This is a genomic window from Nocardia sp. NPDC051756, assembly GCF_040681495.1.
GTDB lineage: Bacteria > Actinomycetota > Actinomycetes > Mycobacteriales > Mycobacteriaceae > Nocardia.
Genome location: NZ_JBFAYV010000005.1, coordinates 675,062 through 695,222, shown reverse-complemented (window position 1 = coordinate 695,222; position 20,161 = coordinate 675,062). Strand labels below are relative to the sequence as shown.

At 67.6% G+C, this 20,161-nt stretch carries 13 protein-coding genes; 8 read left to right on the top strand and 5 right to left on the bottom strand.

Translation table 11 applies throughout. From position 1 onward, the window contains the following. The first annotated feature begins 67 nt into the window (after window positions 1-67). Window positions 68-301 carry a helix-turn-helix domain-containing protein gene (locus tag AB0M22_RS25150; protein ID WP_040736162.1) on the top strand — a complete coding sequence of 78 codons (234 nt, stop codon included), beginning with the start codon at window positions 68-70 and terminating at the stop codon, window positions 299-301. 265 nt (window positions 302-566) lie between these two features. Here the strand turns inward: AB0M22_RS25150 and AB0M22_RS25145 are convergent, their stop codons facing one another. From AB0M22_RS25145 to AB0M22_RS25135, 3 genes are all read right to left on the bottom strand, one after another. Next, window positions 567-1,496, bottom strand: a complete 930-nt coding sequence (locus AB0M22_RS25145) for a hypothetical protein (RefSeq protein WP_364731364.1) — start codon at window positions 1,494-1,496, stop codon at window positions 567-569. A gap of 44 nt (window positions 1,497-1,540) precedes the next feature. Beyond that, window positions 1,541-2,041, bottom strand: coding sequence for a hypothetical protein (locus AB0M22_RS25140; RefSeq protein ID WP_364731361.1), 501 nt, complete (start codon window positions 2,039-2,041; stop codon window positions 1,541-1,543). Between the two features lie 415 nt (window positions 2,042-2,456). Continuing rightward, on the bottom strand, window positions 2,457-2,960 hold the full coding sequence (locus tag AB0M22_RS25135) for a cupin domain-containing protein (RefSeq protein ID WP_364731358.1): 504 nt from the start codon (window positions 2,958-2,960) through the stop codon (window positions 2,457-2,459). A gap of 71 nt (window positions 2,961-3,031) precedes the next feature. On the opposite strand from AB0M22_RS25135, the gene AB0M22_RS25130 reads away from it, so the two are divergent. From AB0M22_RS25130 to AB0M22_RS25105, 6 genes are all read left to right on the top strand, one after another. Continuing rightward, window positions 3,032-3,565 carry a MarR family transcriptional regulator gene (locus AB0M22_RS25130; RefSeq protein ID WP_364731355.1) on the top strand — a complete coding sequence of 178 codons (534 nt, stop codon included), beginning with the start codon at window positions 3,032-3,034 and terminating at the stop codon, window positions 3,563-3,565. Between the two features lie 1,615 nt (window positions 3,566-5,180). Next, window positions 5,181-5,990, top strand: coding sequence for an SDR family NAD(P)-dependent oxidoreductase (locus AB0M22_RS25125; protein ID WP_364731352.1), 810 nt, complete (start codon window positions 5,181-5,183; stop codon window positions 5,988-5,990). Window positions 5,991-6,289: 299 nt separating this feature from the next. Then, entirely contained in the window at window positions 6,290-7,084 is a 795-nt protein-coding gene (locus AB0M22_RS25120; protein WP_364731349.1) for a hypothetical protein, read from the top strand. 660 nt (window positions 7,085-7,744) lie between these two features. Then, window positions 7,745-11,077 (top strand): hypothetical protein, encoded by a 3,333-nt coding sequence (locus AB0M22_RS25115; protein WP_364731346.1) that lies wholly within the window; start codon window positions 7,745-7,747, stop codon window positions 11,075-11,077. Window positions 11,078-11,137: 60 nt separating this feature from the next. Then, window positions 11,138-11,374: a hypothetical protein gene (locus tag AB0M22_RS25110; RefSeq protein ID WP_364731344.1), complete on the top strand. Its 237-nt coding sequence runs from the start codon at window positions 11,138-11,140 to the stop codon at window positions 11,372-11,374. Between the two features lie 230 nt (window positions 11,375-11,604). Beyond that, window positions 11,605-15,414, top strand: coding sequence for an AAA family ATPase (locus tag AB0M22_RS25105; RefSeq protein ID WP_364731341.1), 3,810 nt, complete (start codon window positions 11,605-11,607; stop codon window positions 15,412-15,414). A gap of 125 nt (window positions 15,415-15,539) precedes the next feature. Here AB0M22_RS25105 and AB0M22_RS25100 read toward each other — a convergent pair whose 3' ends face one another. Continuing rightward, window positions 15,540-16,106: a TetR/AcrR family transcriptional regulator gene (locus AB0M22_RS25100; protein ID WP_147132001.1), complete on the bottom strand. Its 567-nt coding sequence runs from the start codon at window positions 16,104-16,106 to the stop codon at window positions 15,540-15,542. A gap of 87 nt (window positions 16,107-16,193) precedes the next feature. After that, window positions 16,194-19,013, bottom strand: coding sequence for an aconitate hydratase (locus tag AB0M22_RS25095; protein WP_364731338.1), 2,820 nt, complete (start codon window positions 19,011-19,013; stop codon window positions 16,194-16,196). Window positions 19,014-19,344: 331 nt separating this feature from the next. Between AB0M22_RS25095 and AB0M22_RS25090 the strand changes: the two genes are divergently transcribed. Next, window positions 19,345-19,917: a DUF6676 family protein gene (locus tag AB0M22_RS25090; RefSeq protein WP_364731335.1), complete on the top strand. Its 573-nt coding sequence runs from the start codon at window positions 19,345-19,347 to the stop codon at window positions 19,915-19,917. Window positions 19,918-20,161 lie beyond the last annotated feature (244 nt).

Here is a 20,161-nt window from a genome sequence, read left to right as displayed (position 1 = left end):
AATCCGTTGATCACGGACCCTCGAGTGCTTAGCCTGGAAAGAGCTGCTCGGCGACTCGGAGGAAGCCATGAGCGACAGGCCCACGCAAGTCAAAGCCACCCTGGGTAAGGGAACACGCGTCACGGGGAAGTCCCGGGACCGCCTACAGACCCAGTTGAAGAAGCAGTACGAGGCAGGGGCGAGCATTCGCTCGCTGGCGCGAGCAACCGGTCGCTCCTACGGCTTCATCCACAACGTGCTGGTGGAGTCGCATGTGCAACTCCGCAGTCGCGGCGGTGCCAACCGCCGTAAGAGCCAGTAGCGTCCGGACGACTCGAAACCGGTTTCGGCGGTATGTTTTTCGCCGACACCGGTGAGTTCGGCGGGTCCGGTGCGATCTCGTGTCCGGCCAGCCGGTGCTGCGCTGCCGATTCGTTCCAGGTCAGCGCGCCGGCGACGACTGTTGTGCCGGCACAGGCCGATCCGCGCTCGCGTGCGGGATGTGCTTCGCTCACTGAGGTTTCCGGGTGCGCCCAGCGCGGCGGCGGTCCGGTTTCCGGAAACGGGCGCGCTGCCACGGACTCTCGTCAGTAGCCGCTGACTGCCCCATCGCCGTCGACGAGGAGATTGGCCAGGCTGCGGAAGATCGGCAGGCCCGTCTTGATCTCCAGATAGGCGAACTGGCCCTGCGGGTTGACCTCGAGGAAGTAGTACTCGCCGTCGAGGCCGAGCCGAATATCCAAGACGCCGAAGGACAATCCGAGCGCGCCCATCAGCGTGGCGAGCGACTTGCTCACCGACGCGGGCAGGTGCTCGGGCACGAAATCGACCGAGGTGTCCAGGCGGGAATCGACCCGGCCGACGCCGGCCTGCGAGTCGATCCGCACCGTCCACTCGACGCCGTCCACCCAGACGACCCGCAGATCGCACTCCGCGTCGATGTAATCCTGGAACGTGGTCGGCGAGGAGCGGATACCGGCGAGCCTGGGGTAGTCCGCCTCGGTGATGATCCTGGTCTCGGCGAACTCGGCGCGACTGGTTCCGGTGCGTTTGTAAACGACTGGGCCCGGCCGGGATTCGGCGAAGCTGCGGGCCTCGTCCGGATCGTTGGTGATCAGCGTCTCCGGCACCGCGAATCCGGCGCGCAACGCGGTCTCCAGCTGCACGATCTTGCGGGTCGCGGTGCGGTCGGCGCCGGGATCGTTGACCCAGCCGGCCGGGATGGACCAGAGCAGGCCCTGGATGAAGCTGTCGCATTCGGCCTGGCGGTATTCGTCGTCGGCGGCGCGCACCCCGCCGGGCACCTGGCTCAGGTGCGGGCGGCGCCACCAGACCGAGCGCACGTCGTCGAGCCCGATCACGTGCGAGAGCGAGCGCGCGGTGCCGAGCCGGTCCAGCCGAAAACTGCCCGACTCCCGGGGGAAGTCGCGCAGGTCGAGGTGAATTGCGTTGAGCGCGTGGTGTTCTCGCAGCGTCGCCGCCATCGCGGTGGCGTGTAGATCGTCGGTTTCCGACACTATGAGGACCGAGCTCGCCCGGCGTGCCGTCATGCGTGCACCGCTCAGTCGAGACTGTCGCAGTTGATGCCGTCGTCGCTGGTCGCGAGCGACTTGGTCTGGCAGTACGTAAACGTCGCGCCGTGCGCGCCGGTGAGATCGGCGAGTTGCATGCGGTCGGCCCAGGTTTCGGTGAGCTGCTGCAACTGCTCGTCGCCGAGCGCCGCGGACGGCGCCTCGGTGAGCGTCATCGGGCGGTCCACGAGATCGATGCGCAGGCGGCGGGTGAAATCGGCGGTGGCGCCCGCGCGGATATCCACCAGCACCGGGCGACCGGGCTCGGCGTTTCCGTCGGACACGGTGCAGACGCCGTCGGGAACGAACGAGACCCCATCGGGCAGCGGCGAATCGAGCACGCGCAGCACATCGGACCGACAGAAAGTCCACGTTCCCTCGGCGACCCGCACGGTGATATCCCGTTCCGACTCCGCTACCAGCAAACCCTGGAGCGGGGGAACGCGGTCACTCTTCGGCGCGGTGCCAGGGAGGCGGAGTGCGTCGGTCATAACTGTTTCTCCGATCTGCTCGCGATTTGCCACGACCCCCGAGCGTGAACTGGATCATATCGCGGAGCGAGCCCGGATCGGTTCGGATCGGGAGATTTCACGGCCGGTGGCAAACCAGATTTCGATACCGGATGCGCTAGCGCCGAAAGATTTTCGGTACACCATGATTAGTTCCTGCGCAATCGTTTAGCTATTTCCGAACGGAAAAGTTGAACTACGCATTGCCGAAGGTTGGCGGCTGTGCATTCGTACTTACCGTTTCGCCGACCGAGCAGGTCGGGGCGCTCGGCCTGCGATGCGAGGTGTTCGCTCCGCGCGGCGGCGAGTGTGCGGGCGGCGAGATCGAGCCGCCCGGCGGTCGTCGATATCTCGGCGGAGACGGTTGCCGTCGAGTTTGCGGATCCCGTGCCGGGGCTCAGCGGCGGTTGGCGTTGCGCTCGGCCCACCAGTTCGGCGCGTCGACGAAGTGATTGTCGAATTCCTCCTGGGCCGCGGCGAGTTCGGCCAGCTCCGATTCGCCCTTGGCGATGCGGTCGAGTAGCCGGAAGTACTCGAAGCGCTGTACGCCGGGCATGAGGGCGATCATGATTCGCGCCCCGCTGTCGGGCGTGGCGCCGAACGCGTGCGGCATGAACTTGGGCACCACGATCGAGCCGCCGGTGCCGACGGTGACGATCTTGTCGCCGGCCAGCAGTTGCAATTCGCCGTCGGCGACGTAGAACAGCTCGTCCGAGGTGGTGTGGAAATGCGGCGACGCGCCGTCCGCGCCCTGGCGCATGGTGACCTCGAGCGTGCTGAGCGTGCCGTCGGTGTCGGCGGCATCGAGGAGTAGCCGCATGGTGACCGCTTCGGTGCCGAGGGTCTCCGCGTCCTGCGCCTGCCGGATCGAGACGTCCATGCGGGGGGTGGTGGTGCTCATCGTGCGCTCCAGGTAGTTCGGTGGTTGATAATTCGCTACCGAACTATATATCAGCGAATAGAATCCTGTCCATGGTTGAAATGCCCGAGCCCCCGCCGCACCGCGACGCGGCGGATCCCGTCGACGTGATCATCGATCAGTGGCGGCGCGAGCGACCCGATCTCGAGCTGGAGGCGATGTCGATCCTCGGCCGGCTCGCCCGGCTGCTCATCATCGGCCAGCGGGTGGTCGAGGAGGTCTTCACCGCGCACGGATTGCAGCGCGGAGAGTTCGATGTGCTTGCGGCGCTGCGCCGTTCGGGCGATCCGTATGAGCTGAACCCGTCCGTGCTCGCCGACACGCTGATGCTGTCGCGGGCCGGGATGACCGGGCGACTCGATCGGCTGGAGTCGGCCGGTTTCGTGCGACGGATCGCCGACCCAGATGATCGGCGCGCCGTGCGCGTGGCACTGAGCGAGGACGGCCGCAAGCTCATCGACCGGGTCGTCACCGCGCACGCCGAGAACGAGACCCGCATGCTGGCCGTCCTTTCGGCCGAAGACCGCAGGGAACTCGACCGCATCGCCCGCGCGCTGCTGGGCAGTCTGGAGTCGGGCAGTAGCTGAGTCCGCCGATCTCACAGACCGTGCATACCTCTCACAGGGACCGAAACTCCTGTGACAGGTATGCACGGTCTGTGAGCCCCCCGTCGGATTCCCTTGCATGAGAGTTCTGAACGGGACCACAGCCAAGTGACCACGCCGGAACTCCCACGTTGCCCATACCAACAGCGGGAGGTAAGCCGGGGACCCCACCTGACGCGCCCAGCACTGCTCCAGTGAAAACCTGGGACAAGTCTTCAGAACCATCGACCAGGCCCTCATCGCGAATCTTTCCCCTTGGAGCAGGTACACCTACCCGGTAGGTACAGCTAAGGACATCCAGGCGGTGACCTGGCCAGTGAAAACTGAAGACCTACACCGGTTTTCACTGAAGTAGTGCTGAGCACGTCGTGTGCCGTACCCGGCTTTAGTTATCCGTCAGGCACGCAGTCTCGCGTTCCAGCGTGGTCATCTGGCTGTGGTCCCGTCACAAACGCTTCGGACAACAGCGGGTCGGTCAGCGGCGGTTTTCGTGGTGGTTTCAAGGCGCCGCCGTCGGCGAACCTGCCTGCGAACGCCTCCCCCGCCGGTCTCCCCGAAGATCCGCACCCTCTCTCGGGATCCGCACTGAAAATAGGGCCCTAAAGTCGGTGCGGATCCCGAGTTGGGGTGCGGATTCTGCCGTTGACGTGGCGCGGATCGGCGGATTGCCCACAGCAGTGGTTTCAAGGTGGTTCGGGGTGGTCTCGGTGGTGGACGTGCCTGTGGGCCTCCCGCCCGTCGGTCTCGCCGAAGATCCGCACTCTCTCTTGGGATCCGCACCGAAAATGGGGCCCTGGAGTCGGTGCGGATCCCGAGTTGGGGTGCGGTTTCTGCCGTTGACGTGGCGTGGATCGGCGGATTGCTCACAGCAGTGGTTTCAAGGTGGTTCGGGGTGGTCTCGGGGGTGGACGTGCCTGTGGGCCTCCCTGCCCGTCGGTCTCGCCGAAGATCTGCACTCTCTCTCGGGATCCGCACCGAAAGTTGGGCCTTAGAGTCGGTGCGGATCCCGAGTTGGGGTGCGGATTCTGCCGTTGACGTGGCGTGGATCGGCGGATTGCCCACAGCAGTGGTTCCATGGTGGTTCGGGGCGGTCTCGGGGTGGACGTGCCTGTGGGCCTCCCTGCCCGTCGGTCTCGCCGAAGATCCGCACTCTCTCTTGGGATCCGCACCGAAAATAGGGCCCTAGAGTCGGTGCAGATCCCGAGAGAGGGTGCGGATTTTGGTGGGCCGTCAGGGATCCGTCAAAGCGGGGGTGGAGGGCTTGTCTGGGGGTGTCGGGCGCGGTTATATCGAGGGGTGACCGCAACTTTCGGCCTTGGTCGCGCGCTGCGCGGGGTGCTTGGGGTTGTCGTGTGTCGTGAACAGGATCTCCCGTCCGCCTTGGAGCGTGTTGGTTTCGGGAGTGAGGACGAACCGCCGAGTCCCGGTTCGATCTGACCTATTCTCCGCGCGCCGAATGCGTTGCGCGGCTTTCTTTTCGTGCGCCTGACCTGTGAGTCGGTGCGCGCGTTCAACATCCGCGGCTTCTGTGCGCGGATCCATTCTCCGCGTGCGTCTTCGGTGATCGCCGGGCGCGCGCTCCCTCGATAGGAGAGCTATGTCCGAAATCCCGTCCGGCCGGACCGTGTTGGTTACCGGTGTGGATGAGCGCCTCGGTTATGCGACGGCGAAGCGGTTGGCGACCGACGGTGCCACGGTCATCGTGCATGCCCAGGACAAGGAACTCGCCGACTATGCGCTGGAACGGTTGATCGCCGACGGCGCGCAGGCGCGGCAGGTTCGCTCGGTGCACGCCGATTTCACCGAACTGGCCGAGGTGGACGAACTGGCCGGGCTGCTGGCGGCGACCGTGCCTGCGCTCGATGCGCTGATCAACGCGGCGGCGATGCCGGGTTTGCAGCGGCGTTCGCATACCGCGGGCGGCAACGAGCTGACCTTGCAGTTCAACTATCTCGCACCGCAGCGGCTGACGCTTGCCTTGGTCAACGCGCTCGCGCGAGCGCAGGGGCGGGTCGTCAATGTGACCTCGCGGCTGCACGTCGGCGGCAATGTCGACTACTCGGACCTGGACCGCAACCGTGGCATCTACACCCCGATGTCGGTCTACGCCCAGTCCAAACTGGCGCTGACCATGTTCACCCGCACGCTCGCCGAGACCGGTCCGACCGGATTGACCGCAATCAGCGTGAGCCCGGCCGATTTCGAACTCGACATGCCGCAGCTACGCAGTCACACCGCCGCGCCGGTCGACGGAGCCGCCGATCTGCTCGCGTTGCTGAGCGCTTCGTCGACGCCGGTGGTCAACGGTGGCTACTACGACGGCATCGAGCAGGCGAAACCTGCTGCCCTGGTGCGCAATTCACGCGCTCGCGCACGCTTGGCGGCGTGGAGCCGGCAGCCCGCGTAGCCCCCACCACCCCAACGAAAGCAGGCACACCAGTGTCCAAGCGCGCGAACAAGAAACGCGCCCGCCGCAAGAGCAAAGCCAACCACGGCAAACGCCCGGGCGCCTGAGCCCTCGCTATCCCTCCTGGCAATAGCGAGCCCGGTCCGCCGCGACTCCGAACGGGGTCGCGGCGGGTCCGTTCGGAGTCGCGGGGTCGGTGACCGAATCGAGTAGTTCGTTACTCACACAATGGCCGCGCAGCGGGCCTACCGTGGGGTTCTGCGCCGAAATCCTCGGTGTGGTGGGCTAGGAGACCAACGATGATCGACAGCATCACCCTCCGCGGAACCGGCGAGCCGCGGAACTCGAACGGTGCGCCCGCGGGAATGCTCTACGACGTCACCAAACTGCTCGATACCGAACGCTTCTCGTTCTTCGAACCGAATTGGCCCGCCTCGGTCGGGCCGTCGCCGGATGTGTGGGGGTCCTCGCTGGACACCTCGGTGCGGTTGGGTACTGCCGCGGGGGTCAAGGCGATCCAGGATTCGCCGAATGTTTGTGGGCTGCTGAGCTATTCGCTCGGCGGGATCTGCGCGAGCCACATTCTGGAGGGGGTGCGCTCGGGTAAGTACAAGAACACCGACGGGTCGCCGCTGGAGATCGCGTTCGCGGTGAACATCGCCAACCCGCTGCGCCGGGCGGGTCAGTCGGTGGGGAATCTCTGCCCGCCGTCGACCTACGGCCTGCACGGTCAGCGCGGCGGGTGGCCGGCCGTGGTCGCCGTCCGGGAGTACGCCAATCCGGGCGACATCATCACCGCCGCGCCCGCCGATTCGCCGCTGCGCTTCATCGACGTCGGCATTTCGCCGTTCTCGTTCCTGGAGGGCGCGCGGATCGGCAACCTCGGTCCGCTGATCTTCGCGGAACTGCTCGAATGGTTGATGCACGATCCGATCGCGAACCTCGATCGGTATGCGACGGCCGTCCGCGGGCTCATCGGGTACCTGACGCCATGGCCGGACGGTCAGCACGTTTTGTACTCCGGGCACAACATGCCGGGCACCGATCATCTGTGGACGACCGACGCGGCCGAGTACATCAACGACAACTTCTGAAATCGGGTTCATCGAGCTGCCCGACGGGGAAGTGGGTGCGTTTCTCAGGGTTCGCTGCGCGCCGAGAAAAGATAGCCAAAGTGTCGCTAGATCTTCGATTGTGAACTTTTGCAGTCGCTGAAAGCTGCATGTCAAGAGTAGCGACCGTCAGTATCCCGTAAACGCATTCCGCGGCGGAAAGGTGCAATCTGCCAGCCTAGCTGGTCGGATGTCCAATGAGACCTTTTTGTCCATTGACGGCCGCGGGTCGCTTCCCAAACCTGGAAGCATGACCAGTTACGAGAGATGCGGAAAAGTAGCTACCGCACGTGCGTCGGTCGTACTGCGCTCACCGTCCGCCGTGCGACCGGTGCACGACCCGCCGTCGGGCGGGTGTTCCGCGGCCTGTCCACCCGGGTCGAGATCGCCGTTCCCGCGGGGCGCAGGCGTCGAACAACGCGCGTATCTGTGCTCTCGCGACGCCGGCGGCGCGATCCTCGTCCGCCTTACGACCACCGCCGGAATCGCCGGTTTGTGGTCACGGACGGTTCGCGCGACCGGTGCCTCGGACCGGTCCGATCGACGAATCCGTCCCCATTCGAAGAGATCGGCGCGAGTTCTGCCCGCCCGGCCCGATCCGGCCGCGTACTCGCTGCATCACCTCGATCGAAAGGTCCTCGTATGTTTGCAACACACAAACGTCGTCGGGTGACCGCGCCCGGCGCGCGGCACCGCAAGGGGCGCTACGCGGCGGCCGCGGTCGCCTCGCTGGCCACCGTCCTGTTGTCGACCGGTCAGGCGGCGGCGGAGTCGCCGCCACCGCCACCGGTTCCCGCGAACCCGAGCGACCTCGTTTCCGGCGTGAACTCGGCGGTCTCCCTCGCGGTGCCGGAGATCCGCCGGGTGGTGACCGAGTTCGGCGACTCGGTGCCGCCGCCCACCGGGGTGCCCGAACTCGATGACCTCGCGACGACGTGGGGTCCGGTCGTGCAGAGCGTGCTCGGCCAGGCGCTGGCCGCGCTGGGTCCGGTGCCTGCCGTCCCGCAGGCCGTCGGCACGGGCGAGATGATCCACGACCTGACCGCGCCGGAGCCTCTGCTCTCCGCGTTGCCCACAAGTCTGACCTCCGACGACCCGGCCGCTGCCGACCCGACCGTCGCGACGCCGCTGCCGATCGCCGAGCTGGCACTGGCCGCCGGGCGACTCGCCGACACCGCCGATCTGGGCCAACTGGCCGACGCGGCGGTGCCGAGTGGGCCGCTCGGTCAGCCGGTCCGGGATCTGCTCGTGTTCGTCGACGAGGCAATCGAGCAGGCCGGCGTTCGTCGCGACCTGCTCGGCGCACCGCTGGCGAACGTCGCGGACCAGGCACGCAGCCTGTTCGGCTTCCCGACGACCGGGCCTGATCCGGCCGAGGCGCTGCGCGATCTGCTGAACCCGTTGTCCGGTCAGGCGACGAGTGGAGGGGATTCGTTGCAGGGCTTGGCCACTGGCGGAGGCCAGGTCATCGGTGACCCGGCCGCCGGCGTCGGCTCGCTGCTGAATCCGCTGCTCGGTCAGGGCGCGGGTCGCGGAGACTCGTTGCAGGGCTTGGTCGCTGGCCTCGGACGGCTTGCCGGTGACCCCGCCGCTGTTGACCTTGGCTCGTTGTTGGATCCGTTGTTCGGTCAGGCCGCAGGTGGTGGGGATTCGTTGCAGGGCTTGGCTATTGGCCTGGGACGGCTTGTCGGTGACCCGGCCGCCGTTGGCCTCGGCTCGCTGCTGAACCCGACGGCTGCCCGCGGCATGCTCAACGACGGCGGCCTGCTCGGCAGGCACGACGCGATGCTGCCGTTCCTCGATCTGCCGATGATTATCGGCGGCGGTTTGCTTCTCGGAACATTGGCTCTGGGTGCCGCCGGGACGCTGGCCGTGCTCGCCGCGCCGGAGATCATCGGCGCACTCGCGATCGGCGGAATCCTGCTCGCCCCGATCGCGATTCCCGCGGTTCTCGGCATCGGTGCGGTGCTCGCCGGCCTCGAAGTGCTGGCCTTGCCGTTCGAGATCGCGATCGCGGTACCGGTGCTCGGCGCGCTCGCGCTGGGTGCGGCCGTGCTGGTTGGTGGCGCGTTGCTCGCGGCTCCGGAGGTGCTGGGGGTGCTCGGTCTGGGTGCCGCTGTGCTGTTCGGTGGTGCGCTGTTGGCCGCGCCGGAGGTGCTCGGCGTGCTCGGCTTGGGTGCTGCCGTTCTGTTCGGTGGTGCATTGCTGGCGGCGCCGGAGGTGCTCGGGGCGCTTGCTCTGGGTGCGGCGGTGCTGTTCGGTGGCGCGCTGTTCGCGTTGCCGGAGGTGCTCGGGTTCGGCGTGTTCGTGCTCGGCGCGCTCGCCGGACTGATGGCAGGTGGCGGTGCCGCGCTGCTCGTGGTCGGCGGAATGATCGCCGGTGCGGTCGGCACGCTGCTGATCGGGACGTTGATGGCGGGCTCGGCCGCGGCCGCTACGGCTGCCGTCGGTCTGGGACTGGTGACGGTGATCGGCGTTCCGCTGCTCGAATTCGGCGTGCCCGCCGCGTTCGTGGTGCTGCTGACGCTCGGGATGCTGTCGATGCTGTTCCTGACGATCCCGTTGCTGGAGGAGATGGAGGGCGCCGCGCTCTTCGAGGAGCTGATCGGGTCGCTGCTGACCGGATTCGCACCCGAGGTCCCGCGCAGCACGCCGTCCCCGTTCGGTGCCCCGGCGCCTTCGCCCTACGGCGGGGTGGGTCCGGCTCCGTCCCCGTTTGGCGCCCCGGCTCCGTCGCCCTACGGTCAGGCGACTCCGTCGCCGTTCGGTGCACCGTCGCCGTATGCCCCCGCTCCGTCGCCGTTCGGTGCGCCGTCGCCGAATGCCCCGGCTCCTACGCCATTTGGTGCTCCGGCTCCTTCGCCCTACGGCGAAGCAGGTCCAGTTCCGTCTCCGTTCGGTGAGGCACCGCGCACTGCCCCTTCGCCTTTCGGCGAGGCACCCCGGACCGCGCCGTCGCCTTTCGGGGAGCCCGCTCCTCGTACGGCACCGTCGCCTTACGGTGAGACGGGTCCGTCGCAGACGCCGTTCGGCGAATCTTCGCCGCGCACAGCGCCTTCGCCCAATGGTGAGACCGGCCCGCGCACAGCACCGTCGCCCAACGGTGAGACAGGCCCGCGCTCGGCGCCCTCGCCTTACGGTGAGCCCGGCCCGCAGGCTGCCCCCTCGCCCAACGGTGAAACCGGCCCGCGCACAGCGCCGTCGCCCTATGGCGAGACCGGCCCGCGCACGCAACCGGGTCCGTACAGCGAGCCCGCTCCGCAGGTTCAGCCGAGGCCCTACACCGAGCCTCGGGTGGAGCCCCGGCCGTACATCGGACCTGCCCCGCGGCCGTACAGCGAGCCGGCACCGCAGTTCGAGCCCCGGCCGTACGCTGAGCCGAGGGTCGAGCCCCGGCCCTACTCGGCCCCGCGCCCGTACAGCGAGCCCGCTCCGCAGATCCAGCCCCGGCCCTACTCCGAGCCTGCTCCGCGAGTGGAACCGTGGCAGTACAGCGAGCCCGCGCCGCGAATCGAGCCCGGACCCTACGTCGAGCCATGGCAGTACAGCGAGCCTGCCCCGCAGGTCCAGCCCAGGCCGTACGCGGAGCCCGCTCCGTACCCCCAGCCATGGGAGTACTCCGAGCCCGCACCGCAGCCGTACGCACAACCCGCGCCGCAGCCGTATCTCGAACCCGCGCCGCAGCCGTACGCACAACCCGCGCCGCAGCCGTACGCTCAGCCGGCACCACAGCCGTACGCCGAACCCTGGCAGTACAGCGAGCCCGCACCGTACGCGGAGCCCGCACCGCGGCAATACGCCGAACCTGCCCCCTGGCAGTACTCGGAACCCGCACCGCGGCAGTACATCGAGCCCGCACCACAGGTAGGCCCCCGGGCATACGGCACGGCATACACCAACTCCATTGCGCCGCAGATCGATAACGGCGCGCCGGAAGGGCTAGGCGCGAGTGACCGCCAACTGGTGACGGTCTGATCGGTCCGCCGACCGGAATCATTCGCTCGCAATGGAATACGACGAACATAGGAGTTCGAGATGAACCCCAATCTGGATACCAGTCCTGCGGGATTGCTCGATATCAGTTCCGCGCCAATCGGTTTCGGCTACTACTCGCGGAACGCCGAGGATGCCGTAGCTGTCTCTCGGGACGTGGACCACGTCGGCTGGTGGTCGCGCCATCGGCGGCTCACGATCGGCGTCGGCATGATGCTGGCGACGGCCCTGGGATTCGTCCCCGCGGTGCAGTTCGCCGTGCTCCTGGTGCGGTCATAGCGAACGGGTGGCGCGCACTGTGATCACGGTGCGCGCCACCCCCGATGCGATGGACCCGCACTGAACATACCGACTGGTATGCTCAACAAATCGCTGGAACCGGCTCACGGCCCCAGCGTTTCCTCAGCTCAGCCCGCAATTCCTGGACACCCGACCCCATGGTGGTGAACATGCGATTGTTCGGTTCGCTGGTCTGTCCCAACCCGACGCCCACCCGCGGATAACCACCCGTGGTCGACCAACGAAACGTCGCCGCCCCGAGCCGAGCCGAAGGCCGCCGCCTGTTCGCCGACCGGCTCAGCGACCTGTTCGCCGCGGCCGGCGGCCCCCCGTTGAAGTCGGTGGTCCGCGCCGCCAACGCCCGCCTCCCCCAGGGCACCAGCAAGATCACCTTCCAGCGGATCAGCGACTGGCGACGCGGCCAGCGCACGCCGGCCGTGTTCGACTCGGTCCGTCCGGTGCTGGAGGTCCTGATCGCGGACGCCCGCCGGCGAACCCCGGACAACCCGCGGATCGACCCCACCTTGCTCGATCTGGAACGCTGGCACCAGGACTGGGAGGCGGCCAAGGTCGAACCGCCGGGCATGGACGCCGATCGCGCACCCTACCGCGGTCTCCAGTCGTACCGGGTCGAGGACAGCGATCTGTTCTTCGGCCGCGCCGACGCGAAACACCGCCTGCTCGACCTGATTTCGGCGGTCGAGTCGAGCGAGCGACCGGCCGCGGCGCTACTGCTCGGCCCGTCCGGCATCGGCAAGTCATCCCTGCTCGCCGCCGGATTACACGCTGTGCCGGGACCGCGCACGCCGATCACCATGTCGCCCGGCCACGACCCGGTGGCCGCCTTGGCCGCCGCACTGGCGGACCAGCCTTCGACCCGCACGCTGCTGCTCATCCATCACGGCGAGGAGCTGTTCACGCTGTGCACGGATGACGCACTGCGCCAACAGTTCCTGCGTAAGTTGACCGCCCTGGCCGACCCCGCGGCCGAACCGCCGACCACCGTCGTCGCCGCGTTCGACATCGCCTTCCTGCACGAGCTGCTGCACGCCTTCCTGCGGTACTCGTGGACGGTGGAACCGCTGCGTCAGCACGCGATGCTGCTCGACCCGATGACCCTGCCGGAGCTGCGCGAGGTGATCGTCCGCCCCGCCGAGGCCACCGGCCTGCGGGTGGACGACAGCCTGGTCGAGGTGGTGTTGCAGGATCTCGGCGCCATCCAGGCGAACAGCGCGGTCCGGCTGCCGCTGCTATCGCTGGCCCTGTCCATGACCTGGGCGAATCGGCACGGCCGTGCGCTGACCGTCGACGGCTATCGAGAAGCAGGCGGCTTGAGCGGGGCCTGCGCGATCAGCTGCGAGTCGGTCTGGTCCCAGCTCGCCGAACGCGAGCAGGTGACCGCCCGGCAGGTCCTGGTCGCGTTGACCATCACCGAACCGACCACCGTGGTGCGCAACCGGATGCCCGTCGAACTGCTGATCGAGGAATCGGCGGATCCGGAAGCCGCCCGCGCCGCGATCGCGAAGCTGATCGCGGGCCGGATCCTGGTGCAGCACAACGACGATATCGAGCTGGTCCACGAGCTGCTGCTCACCGGCTGGCCCCGACTCGCCGAATGGCTGTCCGAGGAACGGGAATTCGCCGCCGACCGGCAGCGCATCGAGGCCGATGCCCGCGAGTGGGCGCGGATGGAACGGCCGATATCGCTGCTGTACACCAAGACTCGGCTGGAGAACGCGACCGGATGGATGCGACGCACGGAATCGTCGAACCGGCTCGCCCGAGAGTTCGTCTCGGTGTCGCAGGCTCGGCACCGCGCCCGCACCATCCGATGGCGGGTCTTCCTGTCCGCCGTGGGCGTGCTCACCGTTATGGCGCTGGTGCTTTCGGTCGTGGTGGTCGGTCAACGCGCGACCGTCACGCAGGAGCACAAGGACACGCTGCTCAGCCAACTCGTCGACCAATCCGAACGCGTCGAGAACGCCGACCCGGTGCTGTCCACCCAACTCGCACTCGCCGCCTACCGCCTGAACCCGGACGATCCCGCCGCCCGCGCTCGCCTGCTGGCCGCCCAGGTGCAACCGATCGAACTCGTCACGGCCGCCGCCCACGACGGTCCCATCCGCCGCCTGGCATTCAGCGCGAGCCGCCGCTTGGTCGCCACCGCCGGTGACGACGGCCTGGTAAAGCTCTGGGACATCTCGAATCCCAGCGCGCTCACCCAGATCGGACCACCCCTGAGCGGACACCGAGGCGCGGTCGAATCCGTCGAATTCAACCAGGACGGCACCATGCTGGCCAGCCTCGATTCCGGTGGCACGCTGCGACTGTGGGACATCCACGAGCCGGACAAGGCGAGCCTGGCCGGAACCTTCGACAACGCCGCCCCGCTCACCACCGTCGCCTTCCTGCCCGGCAATCGCACACTGGCCGTCGGCGGCGACGACGGAACCCTTGCCTTCCTCGATATCGCTGCACCACAAGCCATTCGGCGACTGGGCGCGGTCCTCGGCGCACACCCGACCGCGATCAAGACGATGGCCCTCGCACCGGACGCACCGGTGCTCGCCACCGCGGGCGACGACCACACCGTGCGCCTGTGGGCCGTCGACGACCCCGAACAGCCACGCCCGGTGGGCATCCCGCTCGACAGCGGGGGAGCCGTGCAGGCCATCGCCTTCGGCGCCCTCGGCCGGCTCGCCGCGGGCACCGCCGACGGCCAACTGCTCTTCTGGGACGCCCGCGACCGCGACCGACCCCAGCTCGTCGACCGGAAACAGACTCGCCCCGTACCGATTTCGGGCCTGCAGTACTGGCTCGACGGACGCGCGCTCGTGGTCACCGACTCCGGCGGCACCGCCCGGGAATGGAACACCAGCCGCCTCGATCGCGTGTCACCCGTCGTCCTGGACCTGGTGAACAGCGATGCGTTGCAATCACTGGTGGTCGTCACGAACACCACCGCGATCAGCGCGGGCGCCGACGGAAAGCTGCGCACCTGGAGCCAGGCGGGGGCGCGCCTGCCCATCGTGTTCGCCAGCTCGCTCACCTCGCTCGGCTTCGATCAGGCAAGCAAGACGCTGGTCAGCGGATTCCGCGATGGTGAAGTGGCCGTGTGGGATACCGGCACCCCGCTGCTCAGTTCGATGCTCAGCGAGGTGCGGGCCGGCCCGCCGGATCGCCACGGGACGCAGGTGGCCCTGCGGCCCGACGGCACCCTGATGGCCACCACCGGCGCCGACGAGGTCCGGCTGTGGAGTCTGGCCGACCGGGCCCGCCCCGCACCGCTGGGCGCGGTGCCCGCCACCGAGCCGATCGCCTTCGCCCCGAAGGGAGATCGGCTGCTCACCGGCGTGGGCCACCGATCGTTGCAACTGTGGGACGTCTCCGACCGGTCCGCCCCGCGTCCGCTCGGTGGGCCGTTGGCCATCGGCCGCGACCGCCAACTCGACCTGGCCGCCTTCGCTCCCGACCGCCCCTTGGTCGCGGCCGCCGACGACGATGCGCGAATTCACCTGTGGGACATCACCGATCCGGGAAAGTCGGCCGCGGTCACGCTGGACCTGCACGGCGCGAAAGCCCGCGCCCTGCTCTTCGCGCCCGACGGCAAAACCCTGTTCAGCGGCGACGACAGCGGCATGATCCGCTCGTGGGACATCACCGATCCGGCAACGGCCCACGAACTGGACGCGGTCCGCGCCCACACGGCCGCGCTCCGAACGCTGGCAATGGACCAGTCCGGCCACCGCCTCGCCTCCGGCGGCGCGGACGAAACGGCCCGCCTCTGGGACATCACCGACCCGTCCCACCTGCGCGCACACGGCGACCCGATCGAGGCCAAAATCGGCTGGACCTGGTTCCTGCGCTTCGACCCCGCCGACGAATCCCGCCTGCTCGGCGTCGGCGACCAGCTCTCCACCCTCTGGTACACCGACCCCGCCGCAGTCGCCGAAAAGCTCTGCTCCTTCTCGTCCGCCATGCTCGACGAACACGAGTGGCGCAACCTGCTCCCGTCGGTGCCCTATACCCGCCCCTGCTGAGAACCCGCACGCCTCTTGATTTCCCGCACTATTCTTGATTTCCCGCACCGAGAATCGCATGCAAATCTCGGTGCGGGAAATCAGAAGTGTTGCGGCTCAGCTAGATCGGCGCAACAGTGGCGAGCTCAGTCGCGGCGCCGCACCGAAGCTTCGACGAGATCCAGTACCGCAGTGAGGTTTTCGTTGGTATGCCCCGACGCGATCCGCGCAATCAATCCATCCAGCACCAGATCCAGATACCCGAGCAACACATCGGTAGGCACATCATCGCGCAACGCCCCCGCAGCTTTGCGCCGCTCCAGCCGAGCCAACGTCGCCGCGGTCAACTCCGCCGACCGCTGAGTCCACCCCGCACGGAACTCAGGATCGGTACGCAATCGCCGCGCGATCTCCAAACGCGTTCCCAGCCAATTGAATTGCTCGGGATGGGCGAGCATGTCCCGCATCACCCCGACGATGCCCTGGTTGGCCGCGACGTCGGCCATCCGTTCGGCATCCTCCTGCGCCAGCGCAAGGAACAGCGCGTCCTTGTCCCGGAAGTGGTGGAAGATCGCGCCGCGGGACAGGCCGATCTCCTCTTCCAGCCGACGGACCGTGGCGCCCTCGTACCCGTATTCGGCAAAGCAGCGCCGCGCCCCGTCGAGAATCTGGCTGCGCCGGGCGGCGAGGTGATCATCACTGACTTTGGGCATAGCGGGCGTGCTCCTCCACGAGGTGTGAGAAGTCCGCGCACCGCGAAAACGCGGTGCGCGGACCCTCGACTAACGGCGTGTGCGTGATCAGCCGCGAATCATGTTGCGCAGCACGTACTGCAGGATGCCGCCGTTGCGGTAGTAATCGGCCTCACCGGGGGTGTCGATCCGGACCACGGCGTCGAAGGTGATCTTCTCACCGTTCTCCTTGGTGGCGGTGACCTTCAGGGTCTTCGGCGTCGTGCCCTCGTTCAGCTTGGTGATGCCCTCGATGTCGAAGGTCTCGGTGCCGTCCAGCTTCAGCGACGCGGCCGACTCGCCGGCCGGGAACTGCAGCGGAATGACGCCCATGCCAATGAGATTCGAGCGGTGGATGCGCTCGAACGACTCGGTGATGACGGCCTTGACGCCGAGCAGCGAGGTGCCCTTGGCGGCCCAGTCACGCGAGGAACCCGAGCCGTACTCCTTGCCGCCGAGCACGACCAGCGGGATGCCCGCGGCCTGGTAGTTCTGCGAGGCGTCGTAGATGAAGGCCTGCGGGCCGCCGTCCTGGGTGAAGTCGCGGGTGTAACCGCCCGAGACGTCGTCCAGCAGCTGGTTGCGCAGCCGGATGTTGGCGAAGGTGCCGCGGATCATCACCTCGTGGTTACCGCGACGCGAGCCGTAGGAGTTGTAGTCCTTGCGCTCGACGCCGTGACCCTCGAGGTACTGCGCGGCCGGCGTGCCTGCCTTGATGTTGCCCGCGGGGGAGATGTGGTCGGTGGTGACCGAATCGCCGAGCAGGGCGAGCACCCGGGCGCCGGAGATGTCGGTGACCGGCTCCGGGTTCTGCGGCATGCCGTCGAAGTACGGAGGCTTGCGCACGTAGGTGGAGTCGGCGTCCCAGTCGAAGATCTTGCCCTCGGGGGTCTCCAGCCCGCGCCAGCGCTCGTCACCCTTGAACACGTCGGCGTAGGACTTGATGAACATGTCCTGGCTGATCGCGGTGCCGATGGTCTCCTCGATCTCCTTCGAGGACGGCCAGATGTCCTTCAGGAAGACGTCGTTGCCGTCGGCGTCCTGGCCGAGCGCGTCGTGCTCGAAGTCGAAGTCCATCGTTCCGGCGAGCGCGTAGGCGATGACCAGCGGCGGCGAGGCCAGGTAGTTCATCTTCACGTCGGGGGAGATGCGGCCTTCGAAGTTGCGGTTGCCGGACAGCACCGCGGTGACCGAGAGGTCGTTGTCGTTGATCGCCTTGGACACGGCCTCCGGCAGCGGGCCGGTGTTGCCGATGCAGGTGGCGCAGCCGTAGCCGACCAGGAAGAAGCCGAGCTTCTCCAGGTAGGGCCACAGGCCGGCCTTGTTGTAGTAGTCGTTGACGACCTGCGAACCCGGCGCCATGGAGGTCTTGACCCACGGCTTGGAGGTCAGGCCCTTGTCCACGGCGTTGCGCGCGAGCAGCGCGGCGCCGAGCATGACCGACGGGTTGGAGGTGTTGGTGCAGGAGGTGATCGAGGCGACCACCACGGCGCCGTGGTCGAGCACGAAGTCGCCGTACTCCTCCGAGGACACCTTGACCGGCTTGCTCGGGCGGCCGACGGCGCCGTTCGCGGCGGACGGGACCAGCACCGCGTCGTCGTCGGCGAAGGACAGCACGGCCGGATCGCTGGCCGGGAAGGACTCCTCGATCGCCTCGTCCAGGTGCGTGTGCGGGGTGGCGGCGGCGGGGCCGCTCTCCGCGTCGTTGGTGTAGTTGTGGATGTCCTTGCGGAACGCGGTCTTGGAGTCCGACAACAGGATTCGGTCCTGCGGACGCTTCGGGCCCGCGATCGACGGGACCACGTCGCCCAGGTCGAGCTCCATGTACTCCGAGTACACCGGCTCGTGCTCGGCGTCGTGCCACATGCCCTGTTCTTTGGCGTACGCCTCGACCAGCGCGAGCTGGTCGTCGCTGCGACCGGTCAGGCGCAGGTAGTCGATGGTCACCTCGTCGATCGGGAAGATCGCTGCGGTGGAACCGAATTCGGGGCTCATGTTGCCCAGGGTGGCGCGGTTGGCCAGCGGCACCTCGGCGACGCCCTTGCCGTAGAACTCGACGAACTTGCCGACCACGCCGTGCTTGCGCAGCATGTCGGTGACGGTGAGCACCACGTCGGTGGCGGTGACGCCGGGCTTGATCTCACCGGTCAGCTTGAAGCCGACGACGCGCGGGATCAGCATGGAGACGGGCTGGCCGAGCATGGCCGCCTCGGCCTCGATTCCGCCGACGCCCCAACCCAATACACCGAGGCCGTTGACCATCGTGGTGTGCGAGTCGGTGCCGACGCAGGTGTCCGGGTAGGCCTGGCCGTTGCGGACCATGACGGTGCGGGCCAGGTGCTCGATGTTGACCTGGTGCACGATGCCGGTGCCCGGGGGGACGACCTTGAAGTCGTCGAACGCGCCCTGGCCCCAGCGCAGGAACTGGTAGCGCTCGCGGTTGCGCGAGTACTCGATGTCGACGTTGCGCTCCAGCGCGTCGGCGCGGCCGAACACGTCGATGATCACCGAGTGGTCGATGACCATCTCGGCGGGCGCGAGCGGGTTGACCTTGTCCGGGTCGCCGCCGAGGGTCTGCACGGCCTCACGCATGGTGGCGAGGTCGACGATGCAGGGCACGCCGGTGAAGTCCTGCATGATCACGCGGGCCGGGGTGAACTGGATCTCGATGCTCGGCTCGGCCGAGGCGTCCCAGTCCGCGATGGCGCGGATGTGATCGGCGGTGATGTTCGCGCCGTCCTCGGTGCGGAGCAGGTTCTCCGCGAGGACCTTGAGTGCGTAGGGGAGTTTCTTGGTGCCGGGCACGGCGGAGAGGCGGAAGATCTCGTAGGAGTTGCTTCCGACCTCGAGGGTGCCCTTGGCGCCGAAAGTATCGATACTTGTCGTCACGTCAGCTCCACTCGTCTGTGAGGGTTGGCCGTCGGCGGGGCTGTGCCGGCGACCGAGTCTTTGCAGGTGCTCCGGCACTAGTTGCGCCGGTTCCTCGCGCTACGACCTTAACAGTACGCTTGTCCTGTGAGCGCATCGGCCCCGCCCGCTCAGTCTGCGCCAGGGCCGCGCACACAGCCGCGCGGGGGCGCGTCGCGTGCCGTCTGCGCGTGCACCGACTCTCCGTCGCGTACTGTGCTTTCGGAGCCAGCCGGGTGGCGTTGCGCTCACCCAGCAGTGTTGGATGCACGTCGCTTCGGATGCCGATGCGGCTCGACAGACCGGATGGAAGATGACCGTCTCGCACACCTCGGTTTTCACCCCCATGGCCGCCGGCCTGCCGCCGAACGTCACCGAGGACACCGTCACCACCATCAACGCCGACCTGGCCGACAATCACGTCGCCACGCTCGACGGCAAGGATCAGACCGAGCTGGCGGCGGTCGCCGCCGACGCGAACGCGCACGGAATCCCGCTGAACATCGTGATCGTGCCCGGGGCTCCCGGCCACGAAAGCCTGCGTGATCTGGCCACCACGATCGGCAAAGACCAGCAGGGCACCGTTCTCGTGCTGAGCGACGACTGGGCGGGCACCTACAGCGACTCCATCTCCCGGGTCCGGCTCGAGTGGGCCGAGGACAAGGCGAAGTTCAACGGCGGACACTCCGCCGAGGCGGCACAACAGTTCGTGGCCAAATTGGAGCAGCCGGAGGCTGTCTCCTGGACCACGATCGCCAGTGTGTTGCTCGCGGGTACCGCCGCGGTCGTGATCGGGCTCTACTTCGTGAAGTCGCGTCGGCGTGCCGAACCCGCCACGCCGGTGAGTGTTTCAGATTCGGACGGCGATCGGGCCTCCACCGTATAGCTGGTTGCTAACCAGCTACTTTCCCTGACGACCGGTATGTAATACCGCTCGGAAACCTTTGCCACATCCGGCTATTTCCAGGCAAAGGCAAAATTACGCGCCTGTCATTCTGTGGCTGGAGTTCCTTTGGTGACTCGAGTGTCGTACGGTCGTGTAGTTACCGATGGGGAAGAAGTGTGGTCAAGGGTTATCTGCCCACCATCGAGCATGTAGGTGCGGTTGGTGCTCGTGGGGCGTAGCCGGA

What these genes read in the sequence shown, in the direction of transcription:
- AB0M22_RS25115 (WP_364731346.1), top strand. Translation starts at nt 7,745, where the DNA reads ATGTTTGCAACACACAAACGTCGTCGGGTGACCGCGCCCGGCGCGCGG.
- AB0M22_RS25100 (WP_147132001.1), bottom strand. Translation starts at nt 16,106, where the DNA reads ATGCCCAAAGTCAGTGATGATCACCTCGCCGCCCGGCGCAGCCAGATT.
- AB0M22_RS25150 (WP_040736162.1), top strand. Translation starts at nt 68, where the DNA reads ATGAGCGACAGGCCCACGCAAGTCAAAGCCACCCTGGGTAAGGGAACA.
- AB0M22_RS25110 (WP_364731344.1), top strand. Translation starts at nt 11,138, where the DNA reads ATGAACCCCAATCTGGATACCAGTCCTGCGGGATTGCTCGATATCAGT.
- AB0M22_RS25125 (WP_364731352.1), top strand. Translation starts at nt 5,181, where the DNA reads ATGTCCGAAATCCCGTCCGGCCGGACCGTGTTGGTTACCGGTGTGGAT.
- AB0M22_RS25130 (WP_364731355.1), top strand. Translation starts at nt 3,032, where the DNA reads ATGGTTGAAATGCCCGAGCCCCCGCCGCACCGCGACGCGGCGGATCCC.
- AB0M22_RS25090 (WP_364731335.1), top strand. Translation starts at nt 19,345, where the DNA reads ATGACCGTCTCGCACACCTCGGTTTTCACCCCCATGGCCGCCGGCCTG.
- AB0M22_RS25135 (WP_364731358.1), bottom strand. Translation starts at nt 2,960, where the DNA reads ATGAGCACCACCACCCCCCGCATGGACGTCTCGATCCGGCAGGCGCAG.
- AB0M22_RS25120 (WP_364731349.1), top strand. Translation starts at nt 6,290, where the DNA reads ATGATCGACAGCATCACCCTCCGCGGAACCGGCGAGCCGCGGAACTCG.
- AB0M22_RS25140 (WP_364731361.1), bottom strand. Translation starts at nt 2,041, where the DNA reads ATGACCGACGCACTCCGCCTCCCTGGCACCGCGCCGAAGAGTGACCGC.